16 protein-coding genes are annotated in these 24,763 nt (G+C 40.3%); 9 read left to right on the forward strand and 7 right to left on the reverse strand.

The window, feature by feature from the left end; genetic code table 11:
• Window positions 1-23: 23 nt before the first annotated feature.
• Entirely contained in the window at window positions 24-3,995 is a 3,972-nt protein-coding gene (locus FQ084_RS04870) for an AAA family ATPase (protein WP_149489471.1), read from the reverse strand.
• A 94-nt stretch (window positions 3,996-4,089) separates the two neighbouring features.
• Window positions 4,090-5,622: an exonuclease SbcCD subunit D C-terminal domain-containing protein gene (locus FQ084_RS04875; protein ID WP_149489472.1), complete on the reverse strand. Its 1,533-nt coding sequence runs from the start codon at window positions 5,620-5,622 to the stop codon at window positions 4,090-4,092.
• A gap of 380 nt (window positions 5,623-6,002) precedes the next feature.
• On the opposite strand from FQ084_RS04875, the gene wecB reads away from it, so the two are divergent.
• From wecB to FQ084_RS04915, 8 genes are all read left to right on the forward strand, one after another.
• Complete coding sequence (gene wecB, locus FQ084_RS04880) at window positions 6,003-7,154, forward strand: non-hydrolyzing UDP-N-acetylglucosamine 2-epimerase (protein ID WP_149489473.1); 1,152 nt, start codon at window positions 6,003-6,005, stop codon at window positions 7,152-7,154.
• Window positions 7,155-7,190: 36 nt separating this feature from the next.
• A complete protein-coding gene (wecC, locus tag FQ084_RS04885; RefSeq protein ID WP_149489474.1) occupies window positions 7,191-8,435 on the forward strand; it encodes a UDP-N-acetyl-D-mannosamine dehydrogenase in 1,245 nt (414 codons plus the stop codon).
• Between the two features lie 96 nt (window positions 8,436-8,531).
• Window positions 8,532-11,306 carry a glycosyltransferase gene (locus FQ084_RS04890; protein WP_149489475.1) on the forward strand — a complete coding sequence of 925 codons (2,775 nt, stop codon included), beginning with the start codon at window positions 8,532-8,534 and terminating at the stop codon, window positions 11,304-11,306.
• A complete protein-coding gene (locus FQ084_RS04895) occupies window positions 11,307-13,463 on the forward strand; it encodes a hypothetical protein (RefSeq protein ID WP_149489476.1) in 2,157 nt (718 codons plus the stop codon).
• Between the two features lie 86 nt (window positions 13,464-13,549).
• A complete protein-coding gene (locus tag FQ084_RS04900; protein ID WP_149489477.1) occupies window positions 13,550-15,166 on the forward strand; it encodes a hypothetical protein in 1,617 nt (538 codons plus the stop codon).
• Window positions 15,167-15,309: 143 nt separating this feature from the next.
• A complete protein-coding gene (locus FQ084_RS04905) occupies window positions 15,310-16,056 on the forward strand; it encodes a class I SAM-dependent methyltransferase (protein ID WP_223144844.1) in 747 nt (248 codons plus the stop codon).
• A 41-nt stretch (window positions 16,057-16,097) separates the two neighbouring features.
• Window positions 16,098-16,370 carry a hypothetical protein gene (locus tag FQ084_RS04910; protein ID WP_149489479.1) on the forward strand — a complete coding sequence of 91 codons (273 nt, stop codon included), beginning with the start codon at window positions 16,098-16,100 and terminating at the stop codon, window positions 16,368-16,370.
• A 360-nt stretch (window positions 16,371-16,730) separates the two neighbouring features.
• Complete coding sequence (locus tag FQ084_RS04915; protein WP_188032889.1) at window positions 16,731-17,537, forward strand: glycosyltransferase; 807 nt, start codon at window positions 16,731-16,733, stop codon at window positions 17,535-17,537.
• Window positions 17,538-17,643: 106 nt separating this feature from the next.
• Here the strand turns inward: FQ084_RS04915 and cysG are convergent, their stop codons facing one another.
• Together cysG and FQ084_RS04925 are read right to left on the reverse strand one after the other, a co-directional pair.
• The gene (gene cysG / locus FQ084_RS04920; protein WP_149489481.1) at window positions 17,644-19,248 is read right to left on the reverse strand and encodes a siroheme synthase CysG; all 1,605 of its coding nucleotides are present in this window, start codon (window positions 19,246-19,248) and stop codon (window positions 17,644-17,646) included.
• 250 nt (window positions 19,249-19,498) lie between these two features.
• Window positions 19,499-20,449: an acyltransferase gene (locus tag FQ084_RS04925; RefSeq protein WP_149489482.1), complete on the reverse strand. Its 951-nt coding sequence runs from the start codon at window positions 20,447-20,449 to the stop codon at window positions 19,499-19,501.
• A 362-nt stretch (window positions 20,450-20,811) separates the two neighbouring features.
• Between FQ084_RS04925 and FQ084_RS04930 the strand changes: the two genes are divergently transcribed.
• Window positions 20,812-21,552 (forward strand): SDR family NAD(P)-dependent oxidoreductase, encoded by a 741-nt coding sequence (locus tag FQ084_RS04930; RefSeq protein ID WP_223144845.1) that lies wholly within the window; start codon window positions 20,812-20,814, stop codon window positions 21,550-21,552.
• Window positions 21,553-21,649: 97 nt separating this feature from the next.
• Here FQ084_RS04930 and FQ084_RS04935 read toward each other — a convergent pair whose 3' ends face one another.
• The 3 genes from FQ084_RS04935 to FQ084_RS04945 form a co-directional block, all read right to left on the reverse strand.
• Window positions 21,650-22,288 (reverse strand): phosphoadenosine phosphosulfate reductase family protein, encoded by a 639-nt coding sequence (locus FQ084_RS04935; RefSeq protein ID WP_149489484.1) that lies wholly within the window; start codon window positions 22,286-22,288, stop codon window positions 21,650-21,652.
• Window positions 22,289-22,362: 74 nt separating this feature from the next.
• A complete protein-coding gene (locus FQ084_RS04940; protein WP_149489485.1) occupies window positions 22,363-22,959 on the reverse strand; it encodes a DUF934 domain-containing protein in 597 nt (198 codons plus the stop codon).
• The gene (locus tag FQ084_RS04945; protein WP_149489486.1) at window positions 22,952-24,637 is read right to left on the reverse strand and encodes a nitrite/sulfite reductase; all 1,686 of its coding nucleotides are present in this window, start codon (window positions 24,635-24,637) and stop codon (window positions 22,952-22,954) included. Before FQ084_RS04945 ends, FQ084_RS04940 begins: the two co-directional genes overlap by 8 nt.
• Between the last annotated feature and the right edge of the window lie 126 nt (window positions 24,638-24,763).

Genomic DNA, 24,763 nt, shown 5'->3' on the forward strand with positions numbered 1-24,763 from the left:
GCCACTCCAAAATTTCTTTAGCATTAACTGGCTATATGATAGCAGCCTGGACCAGTAATTTTACTAAAGCCTCCTGACAGCTTATCAACTTGAATTTGGGTTAAAATGCGCTCTTTTAGTGCTTGTACGTGTGAGATGACACCAATCAATTTGCCCTCTTGTTGCAAGCTGGTCAAGGTATCTAAGGCAATATCAAGTGACTCTTCATCTAGAGTGCCAAAGCCTTCATCCAAAAATAATGAATCGACGCGGATATTGTGACTGGCCATCTGCGATAACCCAAGTGCAAGCGCCAAACTGATAATAAACCCTTCACCGCCGGATAGATTTTTGGTACTGCGTATCTCGCCACCTTGATAGTTGTCAATGACATTGAGCTCAAGTGGGTTATTGTCATCACGAGCCAGCAAATAGCGATCGCTCATTTTGTGCAGTTGGGCATTGGCATGTGTCACCATAATATCAAAAGTTAAACCCTGTGCAAAAGTACGATACTTCTTACCACTACTTGACCCTATCAATTCATTGAGTTGTCGCCATACTTGCAGGGTCTCTTTTTGCTGAGCAATAGCTTGACGTTGGGCTTGTTGATTGCCTTTTTTCTCTTCATTGTCTTTGAGCTGTTGACTCATGGCGCCAATCGCCTCAATCAAGCCGTGCAGCTCATTTTGCGCCAGATGCTGCTGCTGAACCAACGTTTCTCTTTCTTCAGTGGTTAAGGATTCAGACTTTTTCTTAGTAAGTGCTTGCATGGTTTGAGCCAATAGCGATTGCGCTTGCTTGAGCGTATCACTTATCTGCTGCTGCTGCTCCGTTAGGCTATGGCGCTCGGCGGTAGGTAGGCGCGAGCGCATGAAGTCTGCTTCATCAATAAAGTCAGAGCTGGCGAGCGCCGCTTTAAAGATATCTTCTTGCATGGTGAGTGCAGTAGTAGCGGTGGTTAATTGGTCGGTAAGCTGTTGCTGTTTTTCCTGTAATTGCTGAAGGATATGCTTCGCACTGTCTAACTGTCTTTGTGCCGAGGCCTGTTCAGTATTTGCCTGTTCTACTAAAGCGCGTAATCGTGTGTCTTCTTCATCAGGATTAATAGTGATGCTATTGCTATGATCAGCACCGATATTACGTGCGTTGTCCGTAAAAATCTCGCGCCGTTCAGCCGTTAACTGTTCAAGCATTTCAGTTTTATCCGCAATCGCTTGAGTCAGGTGATCAAGCTCAGCCTGGTCTTTATCTAATTGTGCTTGCTTGGTTTCAATTTGCACCGTTACGCTGCCAAGCGCAGTCATCAGGGTTTGCTGCTCATTCTTATACGCATTGAACTGCTGTTTTAATTGCACCAAGTTACTACGCTGTTGACGAAGTGTATGGATATGAGCGTCATAGTCCATTTCGTTTAGTACAATTCTCTCATCTATACTCGTTATCAGCGGCTGTAAGGTGGCAGGCTTTGCGACAGAATCTAATGCATAAGCCAGATACTTATTTAATATCGCTGATATAGCGCCTTTAAGCGTGGTTAATTCAGCAAAATTTGCGCAGGTTTTTTTGTCGATACCTTCTACAGCCAACAAACCTATCTTAATATTGGTTTCAATCTCATGCATATCACTAGCAAGCTTATACTGCTGTTGTTCAAGCGTCTCAATGGTTTTACTTGTTGTCGTAAGCTCATCGCTCAGCGCTTCATATTGGCTAAGCGTATTTTTTAGATAATGCCTGCGCGCGGTAAGTTGGTCTTTAATCGTACCTAGCACTAATAAAGCATCTTCTATAAGGTTAAAATCAGCTGAATCAGTCGTTATCTGCCCACTCAGTACATCCATGTCGGCGCCAATCTGCCCAAGTGGATTCATGATGGTGGTGAGGGCGTGAGAATCAGAATAGGTTTTATGCAAAAGTGGCTGTATTAAGCGACCACTGTCTGCGCACAGTGTTTTTACCTGCTCATATAGCGGGCTTTTTTGTTCTTGCCACTGCTCAATCTGACTTTGAGTAGTGGCATACTCAATACGTTGCTTAGATAAGGTTTGTTCTAGCGCATTTATCGTCGTATCCAGCTCGCTTATCTGCTGCTGCGTTTGGGCAACTTCGGATGGCTCCTTATCTAACACAGGGTGATGCTCACCGTAAGGATGCTCAAGCGCGCCGCAAAGCGGGCAAGGGTCGCCCTCTTTTAATTGGCTAATATAACGCTCTAAACTTGCGACGTGTTGCCATGAGTCCAACAGCTCTTGCTTATCTTGACGACGATCTTTTGCCTCTATTATGATGGATTCGTTATCAGTAATAGCCGTTGCCAGTTTGATCAATGTCTCATTGAGAGTGGGCAGGGTGGTGTTTATCTTATTGATTTGCGCCGTAAGCGCCCCCATTTGTTGTGCTTTAAAGATCACTTGCTCAATCTGGCTGTTGGTGTGGTCAATATTTTCCTGCTCGCCACGTAAATCAGCCAAAGACTGCTGTTGGGTTAAGCCAGCCTGCTTTTTTTGTAAAGCCGTTGATTCCTCACGCGCCTTGGCAATCAAAGATTTAGTGGTGTCTTGCTGCTGCTGACATTTATCAAGGTTGGCTTGATAGTCGCTGGTTTTATGATGATGGTTGTATTTTTCATTTACTAAAGCGGCATTGTCTTGTAGCAGCACCTTTAGACGGCTGCAATGACTGTCAAAGTTTGCCGCATCAGTATCGATATCGTGCAGAGCGTCAGCATCACTAAGGTACGTCTCGATACTCGTCAGCTGGGTTTGGTCTTGATTGAAACGCTCTTTATGATGGTCTATCTCTTGACATAAGCGCTGTATATTGGCTGCTATAGCTTGCTTTCTTTGGCGATGGTCGTCTAACACATGCTCGTGCTGAGCGATAGCCGCATCCAGCTTGCGGGCTTGTGCAATTTTGGGCAAAGTGGTTTGTAGCTCATTACTTGCTGTCTGCGTACGAGCCTTTGCCGCTTGTAGAGCGCTCGTGGCTTGCGTGAGTTGATTTTCTTGCTGCGGCAGTTGATGATTTAGCGACTGCTGTTCATCTTGTAAGTGCTTGACGGTGTCACGGTTATGGACAAGTTGGCTGTATTGACTGTCAATCTCCAAGGCTTTATTGGCGGCAATAAGGCGTTTAGCATTAGGAATAAAATCTGCCTGCGCTTGCTTTGCCGACGTAACATCCTTTTGATAGCTGACGACGTTTTGTTCTAACTCCGTCACGGCATCGAGCCAATTGATTTGCTCGTTAAGATTTTGATACTGTTGTTGCTGCTCGGTTTGTGCGGTTTGATGCGCTGTTAATTTTTCGCCAATCAGCGCTTCTTCATCTGCCTCTAACAACGTTAAGCCGTCTAAGCCAAACTGCAACTTGCTCAGTATTTCTTCTTCATGACGTTTTTTTTCAAAAACATGGGTTGATATCGTCGCGTAGATATCAGTGCCAGTTATTTTTTCTAAAATATCAGCACGTTCATCGGCTTTGGCTTTTAAAAACGCGGAAAAACTCCCTTGAGCCAGTAAGATTGAGCGGGTGAACTGATTGAAATCCATATGGGTTAGCGCAATAATTTTATCTTTGGTGCGTGACAGTTTGCTTTCTAATATTTCATCGCCCACTGGCACGTCTGCGTTGTCTAGATTGCCAGTTTCAGACTTCACCAAAGCTATCTCGTGGGTAGCATCTTGCAAGTTACCATCTGCTTTGCCATAAGCGCGGCGCTGACCCCAGCGGCAGCGATATTGGGTGCCATTTAAATCAATCACCACTTCAGCGAAACACTCCGCCGTTTGCCGCGTCATGACCTCGTTACTACTTTTGCTGATGCTATTAATCCGCGGTGTCTCACCATATAGCGCAAGACATATGGCATCCAAAATCGTCGTCTTGCCAGCGCCTGTCTGCCCAGTGATGGCAAATATTCCTTCATTGATAAAAGCGGAATCAGCAAAATCGATATGCCATTCGCCTTTTAAGGAATTTAAGTTTTTGAGTCGTAGTTCAATTAGGCGCATGTATAGGTCTTTGTATTTTTAATGGATGGTTTCAATAAGAAAAAGAAAAGAGAGGCTGATTAGATACTAAATAAGCATTTTTACTGAGTATTTTTTACTCAGCCCGACTATCATTATGATAAATATTATGGAGTATCTGCTGATAAGCCGTGCGCAATGACGATTTTTGCGTATCAGCAATACCATTAATTTCTAGGCACTTATCAAACACATCCAGCTCATTTAAGTCTTGTAAATTTTCAGAGGCTTGCTGTTGATTGAGAACTTTATTATACGTACGCGTGTTTTTGATTTTTAACACTTCACAAGTTAAGCCCTCTATCATGACGTTCACTTCTTCACGCAGCTCATTAACGATTTCATCACCGTCATAAATCACTTCTAGCCAAATGGACTCTGAGGGCTTTAATGATTTTATCGCAGCAGCAATAGCAGGTAAATCACCTGTTATTTGTGCCAATTTTTGGAAACAAGGAATAGGAAGCGAGACAACCTGCATCTGACGCGACTCATCATGATGCAGTAGCTGAGAGGTTGAGTTAGACGTAACATTGGAGGTGGCATCACTATACTGTATAGCATCTGTTTGATTAAAAGATTCTTTATCAATGCTATTTGGCGTCATTGCTTCGGGCTCTACTGAATCAGGAAAACCAAATAAATCATCTATAAAACCAGTCGTTTGAGTGGCTGCCTTTTTAGTCACTTGCTTGATTGATGGTAAAGGATGCTCAGTAAAAGCGGTTGATGTTTTATCCTTAAAACCGTTTTCTACTGCACCAAATTTTACCAGCAATACTTGTTTTTGTTGCTTAGCCTCGCCAAAGCCCATGGCGATAGGTGAACCTGAATAACGAATATTCTCACGACCACCGACACGCTGCGGTACATGCAGATGACCAAGTGCCACATAGTCAAAGCCATCATCGAACATATCAGCAGAGATTTGACCTAAATTGCCCACATACAGATCTCGCACACCATCGTCTTCCGTGGTCTTACTACCAGCGGCAAATAAATGACCAGTGGCGATGATAGGAATCTGTCGTTGATGGGTTTTCGTTAATGCTGCCTGCTGTGCTTTAGCAATGCTAGCCACTTCATCGTAATGGGCGCGAATGCCTTTGATAACATTGGCATCTTTGCTATCCGCAGACTCGCCAGCCTGACTACCACGCACGTCACGGTCACGCAGGTAAGGTACAGCAGCGATAATACAATGCGGGTTGCCGGCTGCATCGTCTAACACCATCACTTCATCGCTTAAGTCGTCACAAGCGGTACCGATGACATGGACGTTTAAAAACTTTAATACATTGCTTGGTGCATCTAAAAAAGTAGGGGAGTCATGGTTGCCCGCGACGATGACGATATGTTGACAACATGACTTCGACACCTTGCCTAAAAATTCATAATACAGCGCTTGGGCTCTGTTACTAGGGGTCATGGTGTCAAAGATGTCACCAGCGACAATCAGTACATCCACTTGCTGCGCGCTAATGGTGTCTTGTAACCAGCGCAAAAACGCTTCAAATTCCTCATAACGCATGCGCCCATAAAGCCTGCGCCCTAGATGCCAGTCAGAGGTATGAAGTATGGTTAAAGGGGTAACAGCAGATAAAGACATAATGAGGCTTAATGGCGAATGAAAGACAGCGATTATTCTAGCAAGAATTGTCGAGATTTGCTGCGTTGGGTTAGAAGCGCGTATTAATTAATCGTCTTTATAATGCAATATTTATAATTTACTCTCGAAAACTAAAAATTACTTGTGATGACAATTTTTTCGATAATCACAGTAGTTAGCGATATCCTATATCTAACACTAATACACTATTAAGATAACATACAGTTACTTAGTAGTAATTCCATACATAATTGCTTAGTAATAAACAACATATGGCTACTTGATGGTCAATGTTTAGAGACCTAAAATAGCAAGCTTATTTATATTTTTGTAATTATGTGTATATATTTGTATACGTGAATATACTATAAGAAGCTATCATGAAAAAAGTGTTAAGTATTTTTGGTACGCGCCCTGAAGCGATTAAAATGGCGCCTGTCGTTAAGGCATTAGAAGCAAACCCTGATATTGAATCGATAGTCTGTGTAACTGCTCAGCATCGTGAAATGTTAGATAAGGTGCTTGCGTTGTTTGAGATTACTCCAGACTACGATTTAGATATCATGAAAAGCAATCAAAGCCTCACCCAAGCCAGCTCTAGAATGCTAATGGCGCTTGAGCCTATCTTACGAGAATGTAAGCCTGACTTGGTACTCGTCCACGGTGATACATCGACCACACTATGCGGTGCACAAGCAGCATTTTACCAGCAAATACCGATCGGACACGTTGAGTCTGGATTGCGTACCTATAGTCTATACTCACCTTGGCCAGAAGAGGCGAATAGACAACTGACTAGCGTCATTACTAAGCTGCACTTCTCACCGACTAAAGCTGCGGCGCAAAATCTATATGATGAGCATAACAATCCAGAATACATCTATGTTACTGGTAACACAGTGGTTGATGCCTTGCTAGATGTTAAAGACAAGCTGGAAAATGACTCATCTCTACGAGAGCAACTACAACAGCAGTTTTCTGAACTGGACTTTAGCAAACGCCGCGTACTGATCACTGGTCATCGTCGTGAAAACTTCGGTGATGGTTTTGAATCAATTTGCCAAGCTATCAAAGAGCTGGCTCAAAAATATCCAGACTATGAGTTCGTTTATCCTGTCCATCTCAATCCCAATGTTAAAGAACCTGTCAATCGCTTATTAAGTGGTCTTGATAATGTCAAGCTGATTGAGCCACAAGATTATCTGCCATTTGTTTATTTGATGAGTACCAGTCATATTATTTTGACGGATTCAGGTGGCATTCAAGAAGAAGCACCATCACTTGGCATCCCCGTACTAGTAATGCGTGAAACGACTGAACGTCAAGAAGCAGTCGAGGCAGGTACCGTCAAGCTAGTAGGTACTCATGGCCCTACCATCGTGGCTGAAGTGAGCAATCTGATTGAAAACGAAGCGATTTATTTAAAAATGAGCCAAGCCCATAACCCTTATGGTGATGGTAAGGCCTCACAGCGTATCACTGAAACTATCGTTGAATTTTTCTATGAGCAAACAGCTAAAGATTTCAGCTAACTTAATATTAAATTAATGGGATTAAACGGGATTAAGATGAATAATATTTGTGTGTTTGGCTTAGGATATATTGGTTTACCAACCGCTGCGATGTTCGCCCACCATGGGGCTAATGTCGTCGGCGTCGATGTCAATCAGCATGCGGTCGATACCATCAATCAAGGCAAAATTCATATCGTTGAGCCGGGTCTAGAAGCAATTGTTAAACAAGCCGTTGATAACGGTAAACTCAAAGCCAGTCTTAAGCCAGTACACGCAGATGCTTATCTTATTGCAGTACCGACACCGTTTAAAGGGGACGACCATACCCCTGATTTGTCTTTTATTCAAGCTGTTAGCGAAGCATTAGCGCCTTTGTTAGAGAAAGGCGATGTAGTAATCTTGGAGTCAACGTCACCAGTAGGGGCTACTGAACAGATGGTTGCATGGCTTGCAGCAGCACGTCCTGATTTAACCTTTCCTAAATACCATGAGCCTGATACTGAGGCTGATATCTATGTGGCTTATTGTCCAGAGCGTGTGTTACCGGGCAAGGTCGTGGAAGAGCTTATCTCAAATGATCGTATTATTGGTGGCATGACCAAAGAGTCGACCAAAAAGGCACAAGAAGTTTATCGTATCTTTGTACAAGGAGAGCTGCTAGCAACCAACTCTCGTACAGCTGAGATGGCTAAGCTGACCGAAAATGCTTCTCGTGATGTAAGTATCGCCTTCGCCAATGAGTTATCTATCATCTCTGATAAGTTAGATATCAATGTCTGGGAGCTGATCGAACTGGCTAACCATCATCCACGCGTCAACATCTTGCAGCCTGGTGCTGGGGTCGGTGGCCACTGCATCGCTGTAGATCCTTGGTTCATCGTCAATCAAAATCCTGATGAGGCGAAAATCATCCGAGCTGCTCGTGAGATCAATGACAGTAAGCCTGACTGGGTAATACGTAAGATCAATGCTGAGATCGATAAGTTAAAAGCACAAGGTATTGAGAAGCCAACAGTAGCGCTATTAGGATTAGCTTTTAAGCCTGATATTGATGATTTACGTGAGAGCCCAGCAGTTAATATCGCTAAAAAAATGCTCGATGCTGATAATGCAGAAATCTTATTGGTTGAGCCTAATATTCAAACGCTGCCTGAAAAGTTATCAGCTGGCACGCTAGTGACTTTATCAGAAGTTGCAGGTAATGCAGATATAGCAGTTATTTTAGTTGCTCATAATGAGTTTATAGATAAGACAACCCCAAAGAACATTCAAGTTATGAATATGGTCGGTAATATCTGATTTAGTATATCTATAGAATCGACATTCTTGAACTGCTTATAGTAGAGCTAAAGAATATTACGTTTGAACTAGTTATTATATTTAGGCAAATATTTTATGAAAAGATTCAAAAAGCTATTTAAGAATAATAAGACTGATCGTACTGATCTGGTCATTACCAGAGACAATCATAGTATTAATGCCGATGAGCTAGCAGACTATATTCGTAATCTTGAAGCAGAAAATAGAGATTTAAAAGATACTACAACTGAACATAATACTATCTCTTATAAACTTGGGAAGACTATTATTGATACCTTAAATAATCAGTCTCCTACTACAGAATTGCCTTCCAAACTATTGAAGATTTATGCTGAATCGCGTAAAAGGAAACTACATAGTTTAAAGAGTGCCGGCTTGGTAGACAAAGTCCTTATTCTTCTTACAGATGAAGAACTTTTGGAAGATTACCGATTAACGGGTAATAAAATAGATATTACTAATAAACCTCAAAATATAAATACTAAGCAAAACATTACTACTGCATTAAGTGATGCGCTAAACACAGTAGAAGCAGATCACTTTATACTAAAGAGTCAACTCCATAATAATCTCATAGATACTTTTAATAAAAAGTCAGAATCTAATACTGAGAACAAAGAAATCGATGGCGATATAAATTCTAAATTAAATTCAGAAGCATTAGTTAATGTATCCATCAACGATAATAATATAACTGAATTAGCTCATATTGGAGTACAGGCAGCAGGTGATATATTAGAGCTTTCAGCAGCTGTGCTTTACCGGTTAAGCAGTGATGTTTCAGCTCGTAAAGTTGTTGTTCTATTAGAGTTTTTAGACATTACAAGTAATAAAATAGAGGATATAACTATAGCTGGTGTAGGAGTATCCGCTGCCTTTGGGCAGCATTTTCGTTATTTAAACAGTAATTGTAATAATATCGAAGAAAATCTTAAGGAGATAATTAAATTTCCATTACCAGTTACTGTAGCGAGCGTAAAATTTTCGGTAGCTGGGATGGGCCTAAAAGATGCTGAGCAAGTAGATATACGTTTAAAAGCTCGCTGTTACAATGAGGATAGTGAGAAGAAAATAAAATCTGGAGAACTGATTAACGTTACTATTAACGATAATAATATAACTGAATTGGCTCATATTGAAGTACAGGCAGCAGGTAACACCTTAGATCTCTCAGCGGCTGTGCTATATCGTCTTCAAAATGACATTACTTCTCGTAAGGCAGTTGTTTTGCTAGAATTCTTAAATTCTACAGGTAATAAGATTGAAGATATAGCATTAGCTGGCGTGGGAGTGTCTGGAGCTTTTAAGCAGCATTTTCGCTATCTTAATAATAACTGTACTAATATCGAAGAAAGTCTTAAGCACATTATTAAGTTTAAACTACCAACCACTGTAGCAAGCATAAAGGTTTCGGTAGCTGGCATGGGTCTAAAAGACGATGAAGAAGTAGATATTCGTCTAAAAGCTCGCTGTTATGATGAAGAAAGAGAACGAGAGGTTAGTCGTCAAGAGCTAGTATTCCAGCCCTTGCCTAACCCTATTATTTCGGATCCAAGTATCAAACGTTATACTTCAGATCTTAATATTGCCTGCATATTAGACGAGTTTACGACTGAATGTCTTGCTTATGAGGTTAATCTCATTAAAGTTACTCAAGAAGATTGGCAGTCTCAGATGGAAACCAATAATATTGATTTCCTTTTAGTAGAAAGCTGCTGGCGCGGTAATGATGGCAATTGGGGCACACTGACAAAAGGAAGTAGCGGTGGGAGAAAGCTTAGTCCACTGTTACAGTACTGCAAGAAAAATGATATTCCTACTGTTTTTTGGAATAAAGAAGATCCACCACATTATGAAAAGTTTGGTGCCATTGCTAAGTTATTCGATGTTGCTATTACTACAGATATTAATATGGTTGAACGATACAAAGAAGACTTTGGTATTGACGTATATCCGCTATCATTCGGTGCTCAGCCTAAAATCCATAACCCTTCTCCTATTATTCCAAAGTTAGAAAAAGCAGTTTTTGCAGGATCTTATTATGGCGATAAGCCTCAGCGCTGTGCTGACTTCAACAACATTATGTCACAGCTAGAAATTGCTCAAGTCCCGTATGATATCTTCGATAGAAACTATCATCGAAATATTGATAAATTCGTATTTCCTGATTGCTATCAATCTCACATCGTTGGTACTTTACCTCCAGAAGATATCTGGAAGGTTCATAAGGGTTATAAGTATCAAGTTAATATGAATTCAGTGCAGGACTCCGCTACTATGTTCGCTCGTCGAGTCTATGAGTCTCTAGCTTCAGGGACACCTGTTATCACGAATTATTCAGTCGGGGTTCAACAGCTATTTGGTGACTTAGTTATTATGCCAAATAAGCATTTGAGTGTTGCAGAACAGCTCATGCAACTTGAGTCTTCACCTAGTGTCTATAATAAAATAGCTCGGTTAGGTGTTAGAAGAGTGATGCGAGAGCATACCTATGGACACCGTATTCAAGAAATTTGTAAATTATTAGGTATGGAGGTCGAGGTTACTGTACCGATGGCTACATTGGCAATAACCGTTAATAGCGAAGCAGATATAATACGTGCTAAAAAGGTATTTGAATCACAAACTGCTATTTCTAAGCAACTTTTTATAGAATTAGAAAATTTTGAAGATGCCTATCAGTATTTAAATAAGTCTGATAATACGACTTCCTATGCGATGAAGTTGGGTCATGCCTTTTATAATGATGAGAGCAAATACTACGGTAGTAATAAGGTGTTGAAATGCAACGTAAATGATGCAATTTCTGCTGAAGCATTAGAAGACTTTATCTATTGGGGAGCGCTATAAATGACTAAAAAGGTATTGATTATATCGTGGCACTTCCCGCCTTACAAAAGCTCTTCAGCATTCAATTTGTTCAAACGTCTAAAAGATACAGGCTACGAATATGATGTGCTACAAATCAGAAGAGATGATAAGCCAGATAATGAAGCAATGTTTCGCTTCGCCTCTAGTTGCTTCAATCGTTATGAAATTGATATGCCTTCAGAAGACGCTCGTAATGCAGATGCTCGCGACCATTATGTCAATAAAGTTATTGAGCTTTATAATGTATTAAAGCAAAAAAACCATTATTCAGCAATGATTTCACACTCTCATGAAATAGCGTCACATATGGCAGCGATGGCTATTAAAAAAAGTAGCCCTGAATTGCGATGGGTCGCTTCATTCGGAGATCCGATAGCTGCCAACCCATTCAATGACTCTTATCAATTTCCAATGCTGGAAGAAGATAGCCAAACTGAAGCGCAGGTATTACAGCAAGCAGACCGTATTATAGTAACCAACATTTATCAGCAAGACTTAGTAATTGTGACTCAGGCTCAGCAGGTCGATAGAGAAAAGTTTTTTGTTTTACCGCACTGCTTTGATGAGCGCATGTATCCTAGTTTATCTAACCAAGAAAATTATAATAATAGACTAAACAATGTGTTTCGTTTTATGCATGTTGGCATGCTCTACAAATTTAAGCGTACTGCTGAACCTTTTATGCTAGGCGCACAACGTCTATTGCAAAAACATCCTGAGTTACGCGGTTGCTTTACATTAGAGTTTTATGGTGCGAATGATCGTTATATACAAGCTGCTGCTGACTACGGTCTAGTTGATACAGTAAGCTTTAAAGGAACTGTAAGTTATTTAGAAAGTCTAAAAGTAATGAGTGAAGCAGACTGTCTTCTATTGCGTGATGCGGATTTCAGCGATCAAGGTATTAAAGATACCCCTTTTTATCCTGGTAAGTTGGCTGACTATATGGGTGCAAAAAAACCCATTTTAGCAGTGACCATGGCACATGGGTGTGTGCCTGATATGTTAAATGAAATAGGTGGTGCATCATTAACTGAAGATGATATCGATGGTATTACGGATGCTATGTATGATGCTATGCAAGGGTACTTATCTATTAATGTTGATAAGGTAGAGTACTACTCACATATTAATACCGCTAAGTTGGCAAAACAGGCATTAACATTTATACAAGACAAAAAGAAAGTCCTTATCGCCGGTCATGATTTAAAGTTTGCTAAGTTTATTATTGAAGCACTTGAAAGTAGTGATGATTTTGAGGTTTTAATTGATAAATGGGAAAGTCATAGCAAGCATGATGAAAAACAAAGTATCGAGCTTCTTAATCAAGCTGATATTATTTTCTGCGAATGGGGACTGGGTAATCTGGTCTGGTACTCTAATCATAAGAAACAAGGTCAGAAACTCATAACCCGCATTCATGCTCAAGAGTTAAAAACTCGTCACCTGGATCAATGTAACCACGATAATATTGACAACTATATATTCGTATCTCCATACTTTTATGAATTAATGATTGCAGAGTTCGAGCTAGAACGTAAAAAATGCAAAATGGTCTTTAATATGGTGGATACCGAGCTTTTAGATAAGCCTAAACTACCTAATTCTAAGTTTCATTTAGGGATGATAGGTGATGTCCCACAGTCTAAGAGATTAGATAGAGCATTAGATATATTTGAGCAGTTATATCAAAAGGATAAGCGCTACAAGCTATTCATTAAGGGTAAGCGTCCTGAAGAATACCCCTGGATGCACTCCAAAGCTAAAGCTGAAGAGATGGCTTATTATCAACAGCAGTATCAACGAATCAAAGATAATGGTTGGGATAAAAGCGTTGTCTTTGAAGGTCATGGGCCAATAGATGAATGGCTACAGAATATTGGATGGATATTATCGGTAAGTGATAATGAGAGTTTCCATTTGTCAGTAGCTGAAGGTATGGCTAGTGGTGCTGTTCCCGTTATTTTAAAATGGCCGGGAGCTGAAACAATATATCCTGAAGATTGTATTTTTGACTCTGTATCTGAGACAATAAGGTTTATTTATTCTAATTATTCACATGTAAAAACAAATAAAAAGTATGTCTTAAACTTTGATTCTTCAAATATTTCAAATAATATTCTCAATTTTTTTTAGGTTAAAGGGTTCAATATTAATAATTTACGGTTTATATAGAGCAAAATGCTATTTATTTGAATCTTTTCTAGCTTTAAGGGTAATTTATGAATACTGATATTCAAGGAACAGGGTTTTACGTAGCTTCAAGCTTTAGTGAACAAAATAGCTATTATTTTAGCGGAACTATGTTTGATGATAAATCTATTATTATTGGTGAAAGAGGGCTTGGACTATATCTTCAAAACAACGACTTTCCAGACTTATATAGTCCACTTGATGGACGCTTTTCGCTCGTAAAGATTAATACAGAAAATGTATTAGCTAGAACAGATATTTTTGGCCAAGACATTTTATTTTATTACATCAAGAATAATGTATGGGCAATATCCAACTCTTTCATATTATTGTGCAGACATTTAACATTTAATGGCGAACAACTTCAACTTGATCATGATCAAATTGATATATTGAAAGTAAGACATGGTGTTACACAGCAATTAGTTAGTAATGATACTCTCATTCATAGCATTAAAGTACTACCACGCAATAAAGTATTAAAAATCATGAAAGGGAATACAACCTTTAGCCTTTCTGATTTACCTCCTGTATTACAAAATCAAAGTTATATTGATGCTCTAGATCATTTTTTTAAACGGACAATCGACGTCAACTACACATTGATTAATTATTTTGAGGATCGAGTTACAGTTGATATTACCGGCGGTGTCGACTCTCGAGTCGTTCTAGCAACCATCTTAGCGTCAGGTGTTGATTTGTCAAAGATCAATTTTATGTGTGGTAAAGGTGTAGGTGACGATTATAAGGTAGCAACTAAATTAGCTGATAAATATGGTTTCACTATCACCAATAAATCATATATATATGGCCAAGGTAGTCAAGAAGATTTATATGACTTATGGAAGTTAGGAAATTTAGGAGTGTACTTTCCCGTGTACTTTCCATCGTCTTCCCGTCCTCAAACGTTAATTCACTATCATGGAGCTTGTGGTGAGTGTTTTAGAGATTTTTATTTACTACCAGCAAATAAATTTATGGATAATGTTGCAAAAGGGGTAAGCAATCAAAGTAATCTCTATGCTTTGAACCGAAAATTTGGTAAAGCACTTAGTGAAATTGAGGCTCCTGTAAATAAAATAGCATCTATGATTGATTATTATTGGAATTATAGGTCTAGATTTCATGTAGGAAGAAGTACTCATAGAAACTTAAGTGAATACTATGTTACTCCAATGGCATCTATTTATTTAGCAAGAGCTTTTGAAGAACTAAATCAGTTAGAGAAAGAAAAGGGCTCATTAGTTCTAGATCTTTTCCTTAGATGCTATCCTGATGTCTTAGGTATTCCTTTTGACGAAGAAGAAAAGAACTACTCCGAGGCAGATATAAATGAAAGTTTAAAAAGAATTGGAAGTTTAGATAAGAATAAATTTTCTCAAGTACCTTGTAAACTTGAAGTTTTTTATGAGTTAGAACCTAGACAACAAAGAACTGAAAATGATGTTTCAATGTTTGATTTATTGATTTTAGACTTAGAAAAATACTCTAAGACTGTAACTGAATTTAATTTATTTACAACAGAAGAAGTACAATCAGCTATGAATGACTTAAAGAAATCATCATGGAATGCTCGTTTAGGTATAAATGCTTCAAAAATAATTTCAGTAGGTGAGTTACTTTCTTTAAAAAATATCGAATTATAGATAAAAATTGAAATCAGACTGTCGTTAAGATTTTTTATGTTGTTGTCTTTAATAGAGATTCTTTTCTTAAAATTTTGGTAATTCTAATGCGCTATTAGTACTATATGAATATATATTAAGCTATGGATAGGAATGACAGGGTCATGAATACATTAAAAATTGAGGATTTAGAAAGTGTATTTGCAGAAGCAAATATAGAAAAATTTAATAAACTAACACAAGATTTAATCAAAGTACAAAATCGTATCTATTCACAATTGGAAAGTTTATCTTGGTTACAGCGTCGTCTTTTACCTAATACGCAACTTCCTTCACTACGCGGATGGGCAAGCTCTCCTGATGTATTAGTGCGATTGCATACGCATATAATGGAGGCTAAACCTGCAGTAATAGTTGAGTTCGGTAGTGGCGCATCAACTTTAGTAATTGCAGATGCACTCAGTCAAAATGGTACAGGTAAATTATTCTCTATAGAGAATAGTAAATATTATGGTGCACAGACATTATCTCATTTACAGCAAAACCATTTACAAGGCTGGGTAGATCTTCGTATTGGTGAATTAGAGAAATGGGATGCAGAACATATCAATTCTGAAGATGCTGACAAGCCATCAACTTGGTATCCAAAATCTTTAGTAAAAAATATTAAAAATATAGATCTGATATGGGTAGATGGGCCACCCGGTAATACTTGTCTATACAGCCGTTACCCTGCTTTACCTGCGTTATTTGATCAATTATCTAGCCGTATTGAAGTATGGATGGATGATACCGTTAGGCAAGAAGAAAGAGATATTTGTGAGAACTGGGCTAAAAAATATGGCTTTGACGTACATTACTATCCATTAGAAAAAGGCTTAGGAAGACTGACAGTATCTTTGAAAAAATAATCGTAAGTATAAAATAAACTTATAGAAACTGAGGATTAAATATGTTTGATGTAAATATATCTGTAGAAAAAAACAAAGTACTAGGAGAATTTATAGCTGACAGCTATTTTTTTGAACCGTCTAAGTATGATTATGCTTTCTACTTATATAAAGATGATGAAAGAATAGAAACTAAGTGGTACACAGATAATATGAAAGCTGAGTTTCTTATAGAGGACTTTGATGGAGTATTTTATATTAAGGCTTTTGTTAGAGATAAAGCACACGGAGACAAAAGGACATTTGATTCAGACAAAATATCTATCGATAGCTGAATTATAGATAAATATTTTTTAGACTGAATATAGGTTAGTTGTTATTTCTATTTTCTTGATTTTCTAATGTTAAATTTATATTAATTAACTAAGGTTATATGATTTTTATACATAAAAACATATAGTCTTAGCTATTCTATTTAGTAGGTGTAAAAAATGAAATGTCTATTCAATACCTCTAAAGAACCTAGAATAGCTTTAATAAGCGACGAGCTAACCTCTTTCGCATTGGACGAAAGCTCTGTAAAAGTTTTCCAAATTAAAGATAAAAACTGGTTTCAGTTATTTAAAATATTTAAACCAGACTTTATATTAGTCGAATCCGTATGGCGAGGGTATAAGGATGCATGGCGCTATAAGTTGGCCAATTATCCTGATTATCCTGAGCGCAATAACGTCGAACTCCGCAAACTTTTAGAGCTGGCAGATAAGTATAATATTCCTGCTGTATTTTGGAATAAAGAAGACGGTGCACATTTTAACCGTTTTATCGATTCAGCTAGCTTATTCAAGTATGTACTGACTGTTGATTCAAACTGTGTCGAGCGCTACCAAGCGATATTAGGTAATAAAGTAAAAGTAGGGGTGCTACCCTTTGCCGTGCAGCCTAAGTTTCATTATCCCGCCACATCACCACCGCGCTATCGTAAGAGTCTATTTATCGGTAGTTATAGTAAGCATGTCCATAATGCTCGGCGACAATGGCAAGATATGGCATTTAGTGCAGCGTCGCCTTTTGGATTAGATATCATAGATCGTAACTCGGACCGTAAGTCTGATGTCTATCGCTATCCAGACTTACTTAATACTAACGTATATCCTGCGGTCGCTCACAATAAGACTGGTGATATGTATCGTCAGTACTCGCATGCACTTAATGTCAATACTGTGACTGATTCACCGAGTATGTTTTCTCGTCGATTAATTGAGATTATGGCATGTGGTAGATTAGCGATTACTAATCCCAGTTTGGCAGTTAGTACGCGCTTTGAGGGTATGTGTGAAGTTGTCGACAGTAAAGAGCAGGCTGATGAACTATTCGCGCAGTTATCTAAAGGCTATACTAAGCATCAGGAAGAAATGATGCGTTATGCGAGTGCCCATGTGTTAGAAAACTATAACTACGATCAATGGCTGCAGCATATTATAGACTTTCTTGAATTATAGCGTAATACTCACAATGCAACTCTACTTAAGTTTTTAGAAAGCATTAATAAAGTAAGCCTGTTAGCAATGACTAGCAGGCTTTTTTGTGCTCGTCAAAAAACTCATCCTAGCCAATAACCAGCTGCTCCAAACCATCATCAGCCGTTGCTAAATTAGCTACCATTGATAACGCATGTGCCTGTTGGCTAGTAATTTCTCTGTTTGGTGTCGCCGCCGTACCGCCTCGTAACCAATTATCATCGGTATCGCTAACGTTTTGATTATGCTGCTGATTCTGTAAATTATACCAAGCCAAGTCATGATGTAGCGCGACGACATCACCCATGATGAGCAGAGCAGGTGTTGGTAGTTGATTTTGTTCTTGCAATTCAACGATATCGGCAAGCGTACCAGTCAATACTTGCTGATTGGGCATGCTAGCATTAGAGACGATTGCAATTGGGGTGTCGCTACTGCGTCCCGCGTCAATCAAGCCTGTCGTCAAGCGTGGCAGCGAATGCAAACCCATATAAAACACGACGGTCTCGTCGGTATTTAAGAAGCTCTTAAAGTTACTGTTGGGCGCGCCAGCCTTCAAAAATCCCGTGACAAAACGTACTGACTGCGAATGATCACGATGGGTAAGCGGAATGCCCGCATAGCTAGCAGCGGCATTGGCAGCGGTAATACCGGGGACGACTTGATAAGGAACGCCATGCGCACGTAAGCTCTCAATTTCTTCACCGCCGCGCCCAAAGATAAAGGGGTCGCCGCCTTTTAAACGTACCACACGCCGACCTTCTTTTGCACTATTGACCAACAGCTCATTGATACCTAATTGTGCGACGGCATGGTTGCTGCGTTTTTTACCAACAAACACTTTATCAGCATCGCGGCGACATAAATCCAATACTTGCGGTGAGACCAACGCATCATAGTAGACAATGTCAGCCTGCTGCATGAGACGCAGCGCTTTAAAGGTGAGCAGCTCTGGATCACCAGGACCGGCGCCAACGATATAAACTTCGCCTATTGCATTTTGCATGGTTTGTGATGTTGTGGATATATCATCTGCTACATTTTTTTCACTGATAGCAGCCGCTGTGTTATCTAAATCAGCTTGCAGTTGGGCAGCCGCTTCATCTTCATTGCCAGCAAACATCAGCTGACTGACTTGACCTTCAAATGCCTTTTCCCAAAACTGCCTGCGTCCTGTAAGCGTTGGAATTTTGGCTTTAACCTCGCCTCGAAACTCGCCAGCCAGTTTGGCCAATTTGCCATAGCCTTGTGGAATCAAGGTTTCAAGGCGGGCACGCAGCAAACGTGCCAGCACCGGCGCTTTACCGTTGGACGATATGCCAATCACAATGGGATTACGTTCAACAATGGCAGGGAAAATAAAATCGCATAAATGCGGGGTATCAACGACGTTAACAGGAATATTAAGCTCGCTGGCGTCAGCATGAATTTGATGATTCAGCGTTTCATCATCGGTGGCGGCGATGATAACGCGCGCGCCCGTCATATAAGCTTTATTATAGTTTTCATAAATGAGTTCGTGCTTACTATCTGATAATAAGGTCTGTATCTCAGTACTAATACTTGGCGCTAGGACAGTAATACACGTGCCAGCACGGCTCAGCAAATCTGCCTTACGTAGCGCCACATCACCGCCACCGACGATCAGTACTTTGCGGTCTTCTAATTTAAAAAATAATGGAAAGGTGTTCATAGTATCACCAGTTATTCAATCAATATAAAATATGCAACTATTATGAGGTATCACAGGCGTATGCTCACCTAGTGAATTGGCATTAACATATTCGTTTTTGATATGTTAGTGACGATTTTTGCTAGGATGTGGAATAGGTGAAATGTAAAATAGCACATTGAAAAAGCCACAGGCTAATTACAAAGCCTGTGGCTAATATTATATTGGGTTCTTTATTGGCTATAAATATAGTTAACTGGTTGCAAAGAACCTACTCAAACTCACTCAGCATCTTGGTAATGCGCGCATCTTTTTGTTGCCAGATATCCTCTAACCAATCAAACATCATTTTTTTAGTGTCTTCATCACGGTCATAGCCACCATCCATAATGGCGGCAAACAATTCGTCTGGTATCTGTAGGCGAGTCACATCGACGCCCAAACGGCGAATATTACCCTTCCATAAATCATCATAATCAGGCGCGCCGTCTGGATAGACGATGGTGACATCTAAGATAGAATCTAACTCATCCCCTAATGCATTAAGGGCTAACGACAAACCGCCAGCCCGTGGCTTTAATAAGTGCTGATAAGGTGAGCCTTGCTTATCATGTTTTTCTGGGGTAAAACGTGTGCCTTCTAAGTAATTTAGGAGGGCAAAGGGTTTGTTTTTTAATTGACGGCAGGCACGCTTGGCTTCTTCGATATCCTTACCTTTGAGGGCAGGATTTTTGGCAATCGCTTCTTTAGAGTGGCGGCGCATCATTGGGAAGTCTAAAAAGTAAAAGGCTTGACCGATAACGGGAATGTAAATCAAATTAAACTTAGTGAAAAACCGCGTTAAAGGCAGTCTGTCTTGGCTGATATATTGCACAATACTCGTATCAACCCACGATTGATGGTTGCTTATCAGCAGATATTGTTTGTCTTCGCTCAAGTCATCGGGCAAGTTAATGCGCCAGTCTCTATGAGGTAGTGCATGGTCAATCACGGCGTTATTACTGTTAATCCAATACTTAGTAATCGCAATTAAGGCATCATCGGTCAGTTTTGACCCGGTCAATACTTTCGCCGCGCCCATAGTCCAGACCGGCAGACCAACCAACGCACTATTAGCAGTAAGGACGCTAACGCCCGTGAGAAAAGAAGCCGCTTTGCCTACGACTGGCAGCTTATCGTGCAGTTTTTCATAGAATGAATCAATTTTTTTTATTAAAGGCATATCAAATGTCCGTATTGATGAGTGTGGCAAAGCCATGATCGAGCTTGATTATAAAAATGAGCACAAGTAGCCGCAACGACGGGCAACTTCGTCCATAGTTTAGCTTTAAAAGGTTGGCTTAATGTTTAATGTGATGTTACGCCAGCTTTGAAGCCATAGAATACCTTAATGTTATCCGATAAAACGTTAAGAAAACGTTATTTATGCAACTAAAAGGGTAGATATGTGTCAGTTATTAGCTTGTAAAAAAATATCCAACATAGGCTAACATTGATAGTTAAGTGACTATGTTAATCTAACCCAGATACAATCAGATAGAAAAAAATCTTAATTTACAGTATAAAATAACAAGGATGAATATTATGAAATTACAAGACAGGGTAGCCATTATATTTGGCGGCACCTCAGGACTAGGCGAAGCGACTGCAAAAGCATATGCCGATGAAGGTGCAAAGGTAGTCGTCACGGGTCGCGATCAAGAAGACGGCAATCGCATTGTCAAAGACATGACAGATAAAGGTCAAGAGGCTCTCTTTGTGCTTGCTGATGTGACAAAGAAAGCAGAGATTCAAGCGGTGGTCGATAAATCCTTAGAAACTTATGGTCAAATTGACATTTTATATAATGGTGCTGGCATCCATGATGGTTATGATAATGCCGTCGAGTTAGAAGAAGATTTATATGACAAACTGATGGCGATTAATGTTAAAGCACCATATCTCGCCGCAAAAATGGTGATTCCACATTTTATCAAGCAAGGGCGTGGGGCGATTATCAATGTTGGCTCACAAGCGACGCAAATGGCAGGTCCGGGTGGTTCAGCTTATGTGACCTCCAAGCATGCGGTGTTAGGCTTCACTAAGCAGTTGGCATTTGATTTTGGCAGTCAAGGGGTCAAAGTGAATATTCTATCGCCAGGTTTTATCGAGACCCCTATGACCGATGGTATTGATGATGAGCGTTTAAATCGTATCCCAGCCCAGCGCGCCGGCAAGCCCGAAGAGATTGCAGCGCTAGCGGTATTTTTAGCGTCTGATGATTCGAACTATATGCATGGCTCGAACGTCTTTATGGATGGTGGTTGGGTGCTTGGTCGTAAATAACGCTCTAAAAAATCTATAAGCTATCTAAATCGAAAAAGCCCTTTTAAAAATAAAAGGGCTTTTTCGATTTAGATAGCTGTTTATTAAATTAAAAATATTATAACTGTGTATGCAAACCACACTCACGGCTTTCTTCTACTTTAGTTGGATCAAAGTAATCAAACTCATTTGGTAAATTATGCTCTTCAAGATAAACATCCAAATCAGCGTCTGTTTTTTCAAACAATGGAGCGACTTTTAACACGCCGTCTTTTGATAAGCTAAGCACATCAAGTCCTTGGCGGAATTCCGTTTGATCCTTACGAATGGCATTAAACCACACATCTGGCTTTAGCTCATCTAGCGCACGGCGAAATGGCTCAAGCTTTACTTGGTCAGTGAATTCATCATGCTGCGGATTATCGATGCCTGGGATGCCGTTCATGGTCGCGTCACGATACGCTGCCGTTTGCTTAGGGATATAGGTGATGACGTTTAAGTTTAAATCGCGAATAACTTTATTGGCAAATTGATACGTTGCATCGGTGTTATAGCCTGAGTCTACCCACAATACGGTGATATCAGGACGCTGTTTAGCAACTAAGTGCAAAATCGCTGATTCGTAAGGGCGGAAGTTAGTGGTAATGATTGGGTTTTTGGCTTGGTTTAATGCCCAGGCAACGATTTCTTCTGGTGATTTACCTTGCAAGTCTTGGTTGGCTTGGTTGATATCTAAATTTGGGTGTAATTGGCTCATAATATATTCCTTAGTGATAGTTAATAATTTAAATAGCTAGGTAGTTAATAGTGAATTGAATATTTAATAATAAATTAGGCACCTGCAAACATCGGTAAGTCCGCCGCGTTGCGGCCGTCGTAGCTGCTGGCCAGCGCGTTAAAGGCTTGGCTGATATCAGAGATAGACTGCAGGTCATGTGCGCTTATCACAAAGCTGTCTGCACCTGCGCGTAGGAGGTAGGCAATTTGATCACGTCCAAAGTTGCCAGCCATACGAATCTCGCCCTCATAACCGATTTGGCGTAGGGTCTGGGCAAAGCTAAAGCCGCGCCCATCAGTGAAAGCTGGCACATGAATCACAATCAAATCTTGCTGTAATAAAAACTCTGGTATACGAGTCAGTACGTCTGTGTCGCTATTTGATGTCACCCAAACACCAAAACGGCTGGCATGTTGGGTTAATAACTCAAGTACTTGCTGTAATAACCCGCCAGCAATATGGCCTTTAGCATCTAACAAATCGCTAAGCGGCAAGAGTACATCAGGTTTTTCTCGTTTTTGTAATAGCTCAGGCAATGATATATGGGTTAGGCCAATGCCGTCTGGTAGCTCATTGGTAGTAAGGGCCAACCAGTGATCATTTTGACTGATGTTTTCGCCTTGCGCATTTAATACATGATGATTAGCCATAGACCTTCTCCTTAAAGGGTGCGATGCCGATGCGATTGACCAACTCACCAAAGCCTTCTACTTCATTCTCATTGCTGACGCGCTGCTCTAGATAGACGTCTATTATCTTTTGTATCGTCGTTGCTACGTCATCAGATGGAACCGCTCTACCTAGTATCTTGCCGAGTTTGGCGTTATTACTAGAGTTACCGCCAAGGCTGATTTGGTACCAGTATTCGCCTTTTTTATCGACACCAAGGATACCGATATCGCCGGTGTGATGATGCGCACAAGCATTCATGCAGCCAGACATATTGAGGCGAATGTCACCTAAGTCATAAAGGTAGTCGAGATCATCGAACTGTTTTTCGATTTGCTCAGCGATATTGTGAGTCGTGGCATTGGCAAGCGAGCAATAATCCCAACCTGGGCAGACGATCATATCGGTTAGGGTATTGATATTTGGGCGGGCTAAATGTAGCTCGACCAGCTGTTGCCATAGCTCGTACAACTGGTTGGTTTGTACATCAGCGAAGACTAAATTCTGCTGATAAGTACCACGCAACTCACCAAAGCTATGTTTATCTGCTAGGTCGGCGAGGGCGTCCATTTGCGCTTCACTGATATCACCTGAAGGTACGTACTTACCATTAACCAAACCTGCCTTTAACGAAATCACCACGGCGCGATAGCCCGCGATTTTATGTGCCACGGTATTTTGCTGATACCAATTGGCAAAGTCTTTATCGCTATCAAGCGTTTGTTGGAGCTCAGATTGTACTTGTAGTGCATCAAAGCTAAGGTAATCAGGTTCGGTGAAGAAACTACTGGCAGTGGCAAAGTTGGCATCGGTCAATGTCAGTGGCCCATCTTTGGTATGTGCTTCCCATTCCGCATCGACCAATTTAGCAAAGGCAGGACCGCCCATGCTCTCAACCAATATTTTGATACGCGCTTTGAATTTATTGTCACGGCGACCCCGTAAGTTATAAACCCGCAAAATAGCATCTAAATAGCTAAGCAGATGCTGGCGTGGTAAGAACTCATTGATAACCTTGCCAATAACTGGCGTACGTCCAAGACCGCCGCCAACAATAACTTCAAAACCAAGCTCACCTGCTTCATTGGTTTTTAAATGCAGCCCAATATCATGAACTTGCGTCGCTGCGCGGTCATGGGCGGTACCGATAACGGCGATTTTGAATTTGCGCGGTAAAAATGCAAACTCAGGATGAAAGGTTGACCACTGACGAATAATCTCGCAATAAGGACGCGGATCGGCAATCTCTTCTTTATGAATACCAGCATAAGGGTCAGTGGTGGTATTGCGAATACAGTTACCCGACGTTTGGATGGAGTGCATCTGTACTGATGCCAGCTCCGCCAAAATATCTGGTACTTCTTCAAGTTTTGGCCAGTTCAGCTGCATATTGGTACGAGTGGTAAAGTGCCCGTAACCTTTGTCATATTTACGGGTAATCTCCGCTAATTTACGCAATTGGTAGCTGGCAAGTAACCCATAAGGAATGGCGATACGCAACATCGGTGCATAACGTTGGATATAGAGACCGTTCTGCAAACGCAGCGGCAAAAATTGCTCTTCTGGCAGCTCGCCTGCCAAAAACCGTTCGGTTTGGTCGCGGAACTGGGCGACTCGTTCTTCTACCAAGGTTTGGTCAGCGTAATTATATTGATACATGACGTAATCTCAATGTTATTTTAAAACGTAAAAGCTGCGACGAAAATGATTTGCGTGTGTACTTGATCTTATTGCCAGTCGCAAGGTAAACAATTCAGATTCACATCATATAAGCTTGCGTCTATA

This window comes from Psychrobacter sp. ANT_WB68, assembly GCF_008369115.1.
In the GTDB taxonomy this organism is placed as follows: domain Bacteria; phylum Pseudomonadota; class Gammaproteobacteria; order Pseudomonadales; family Moraxellaceae; genus Psychrobacter.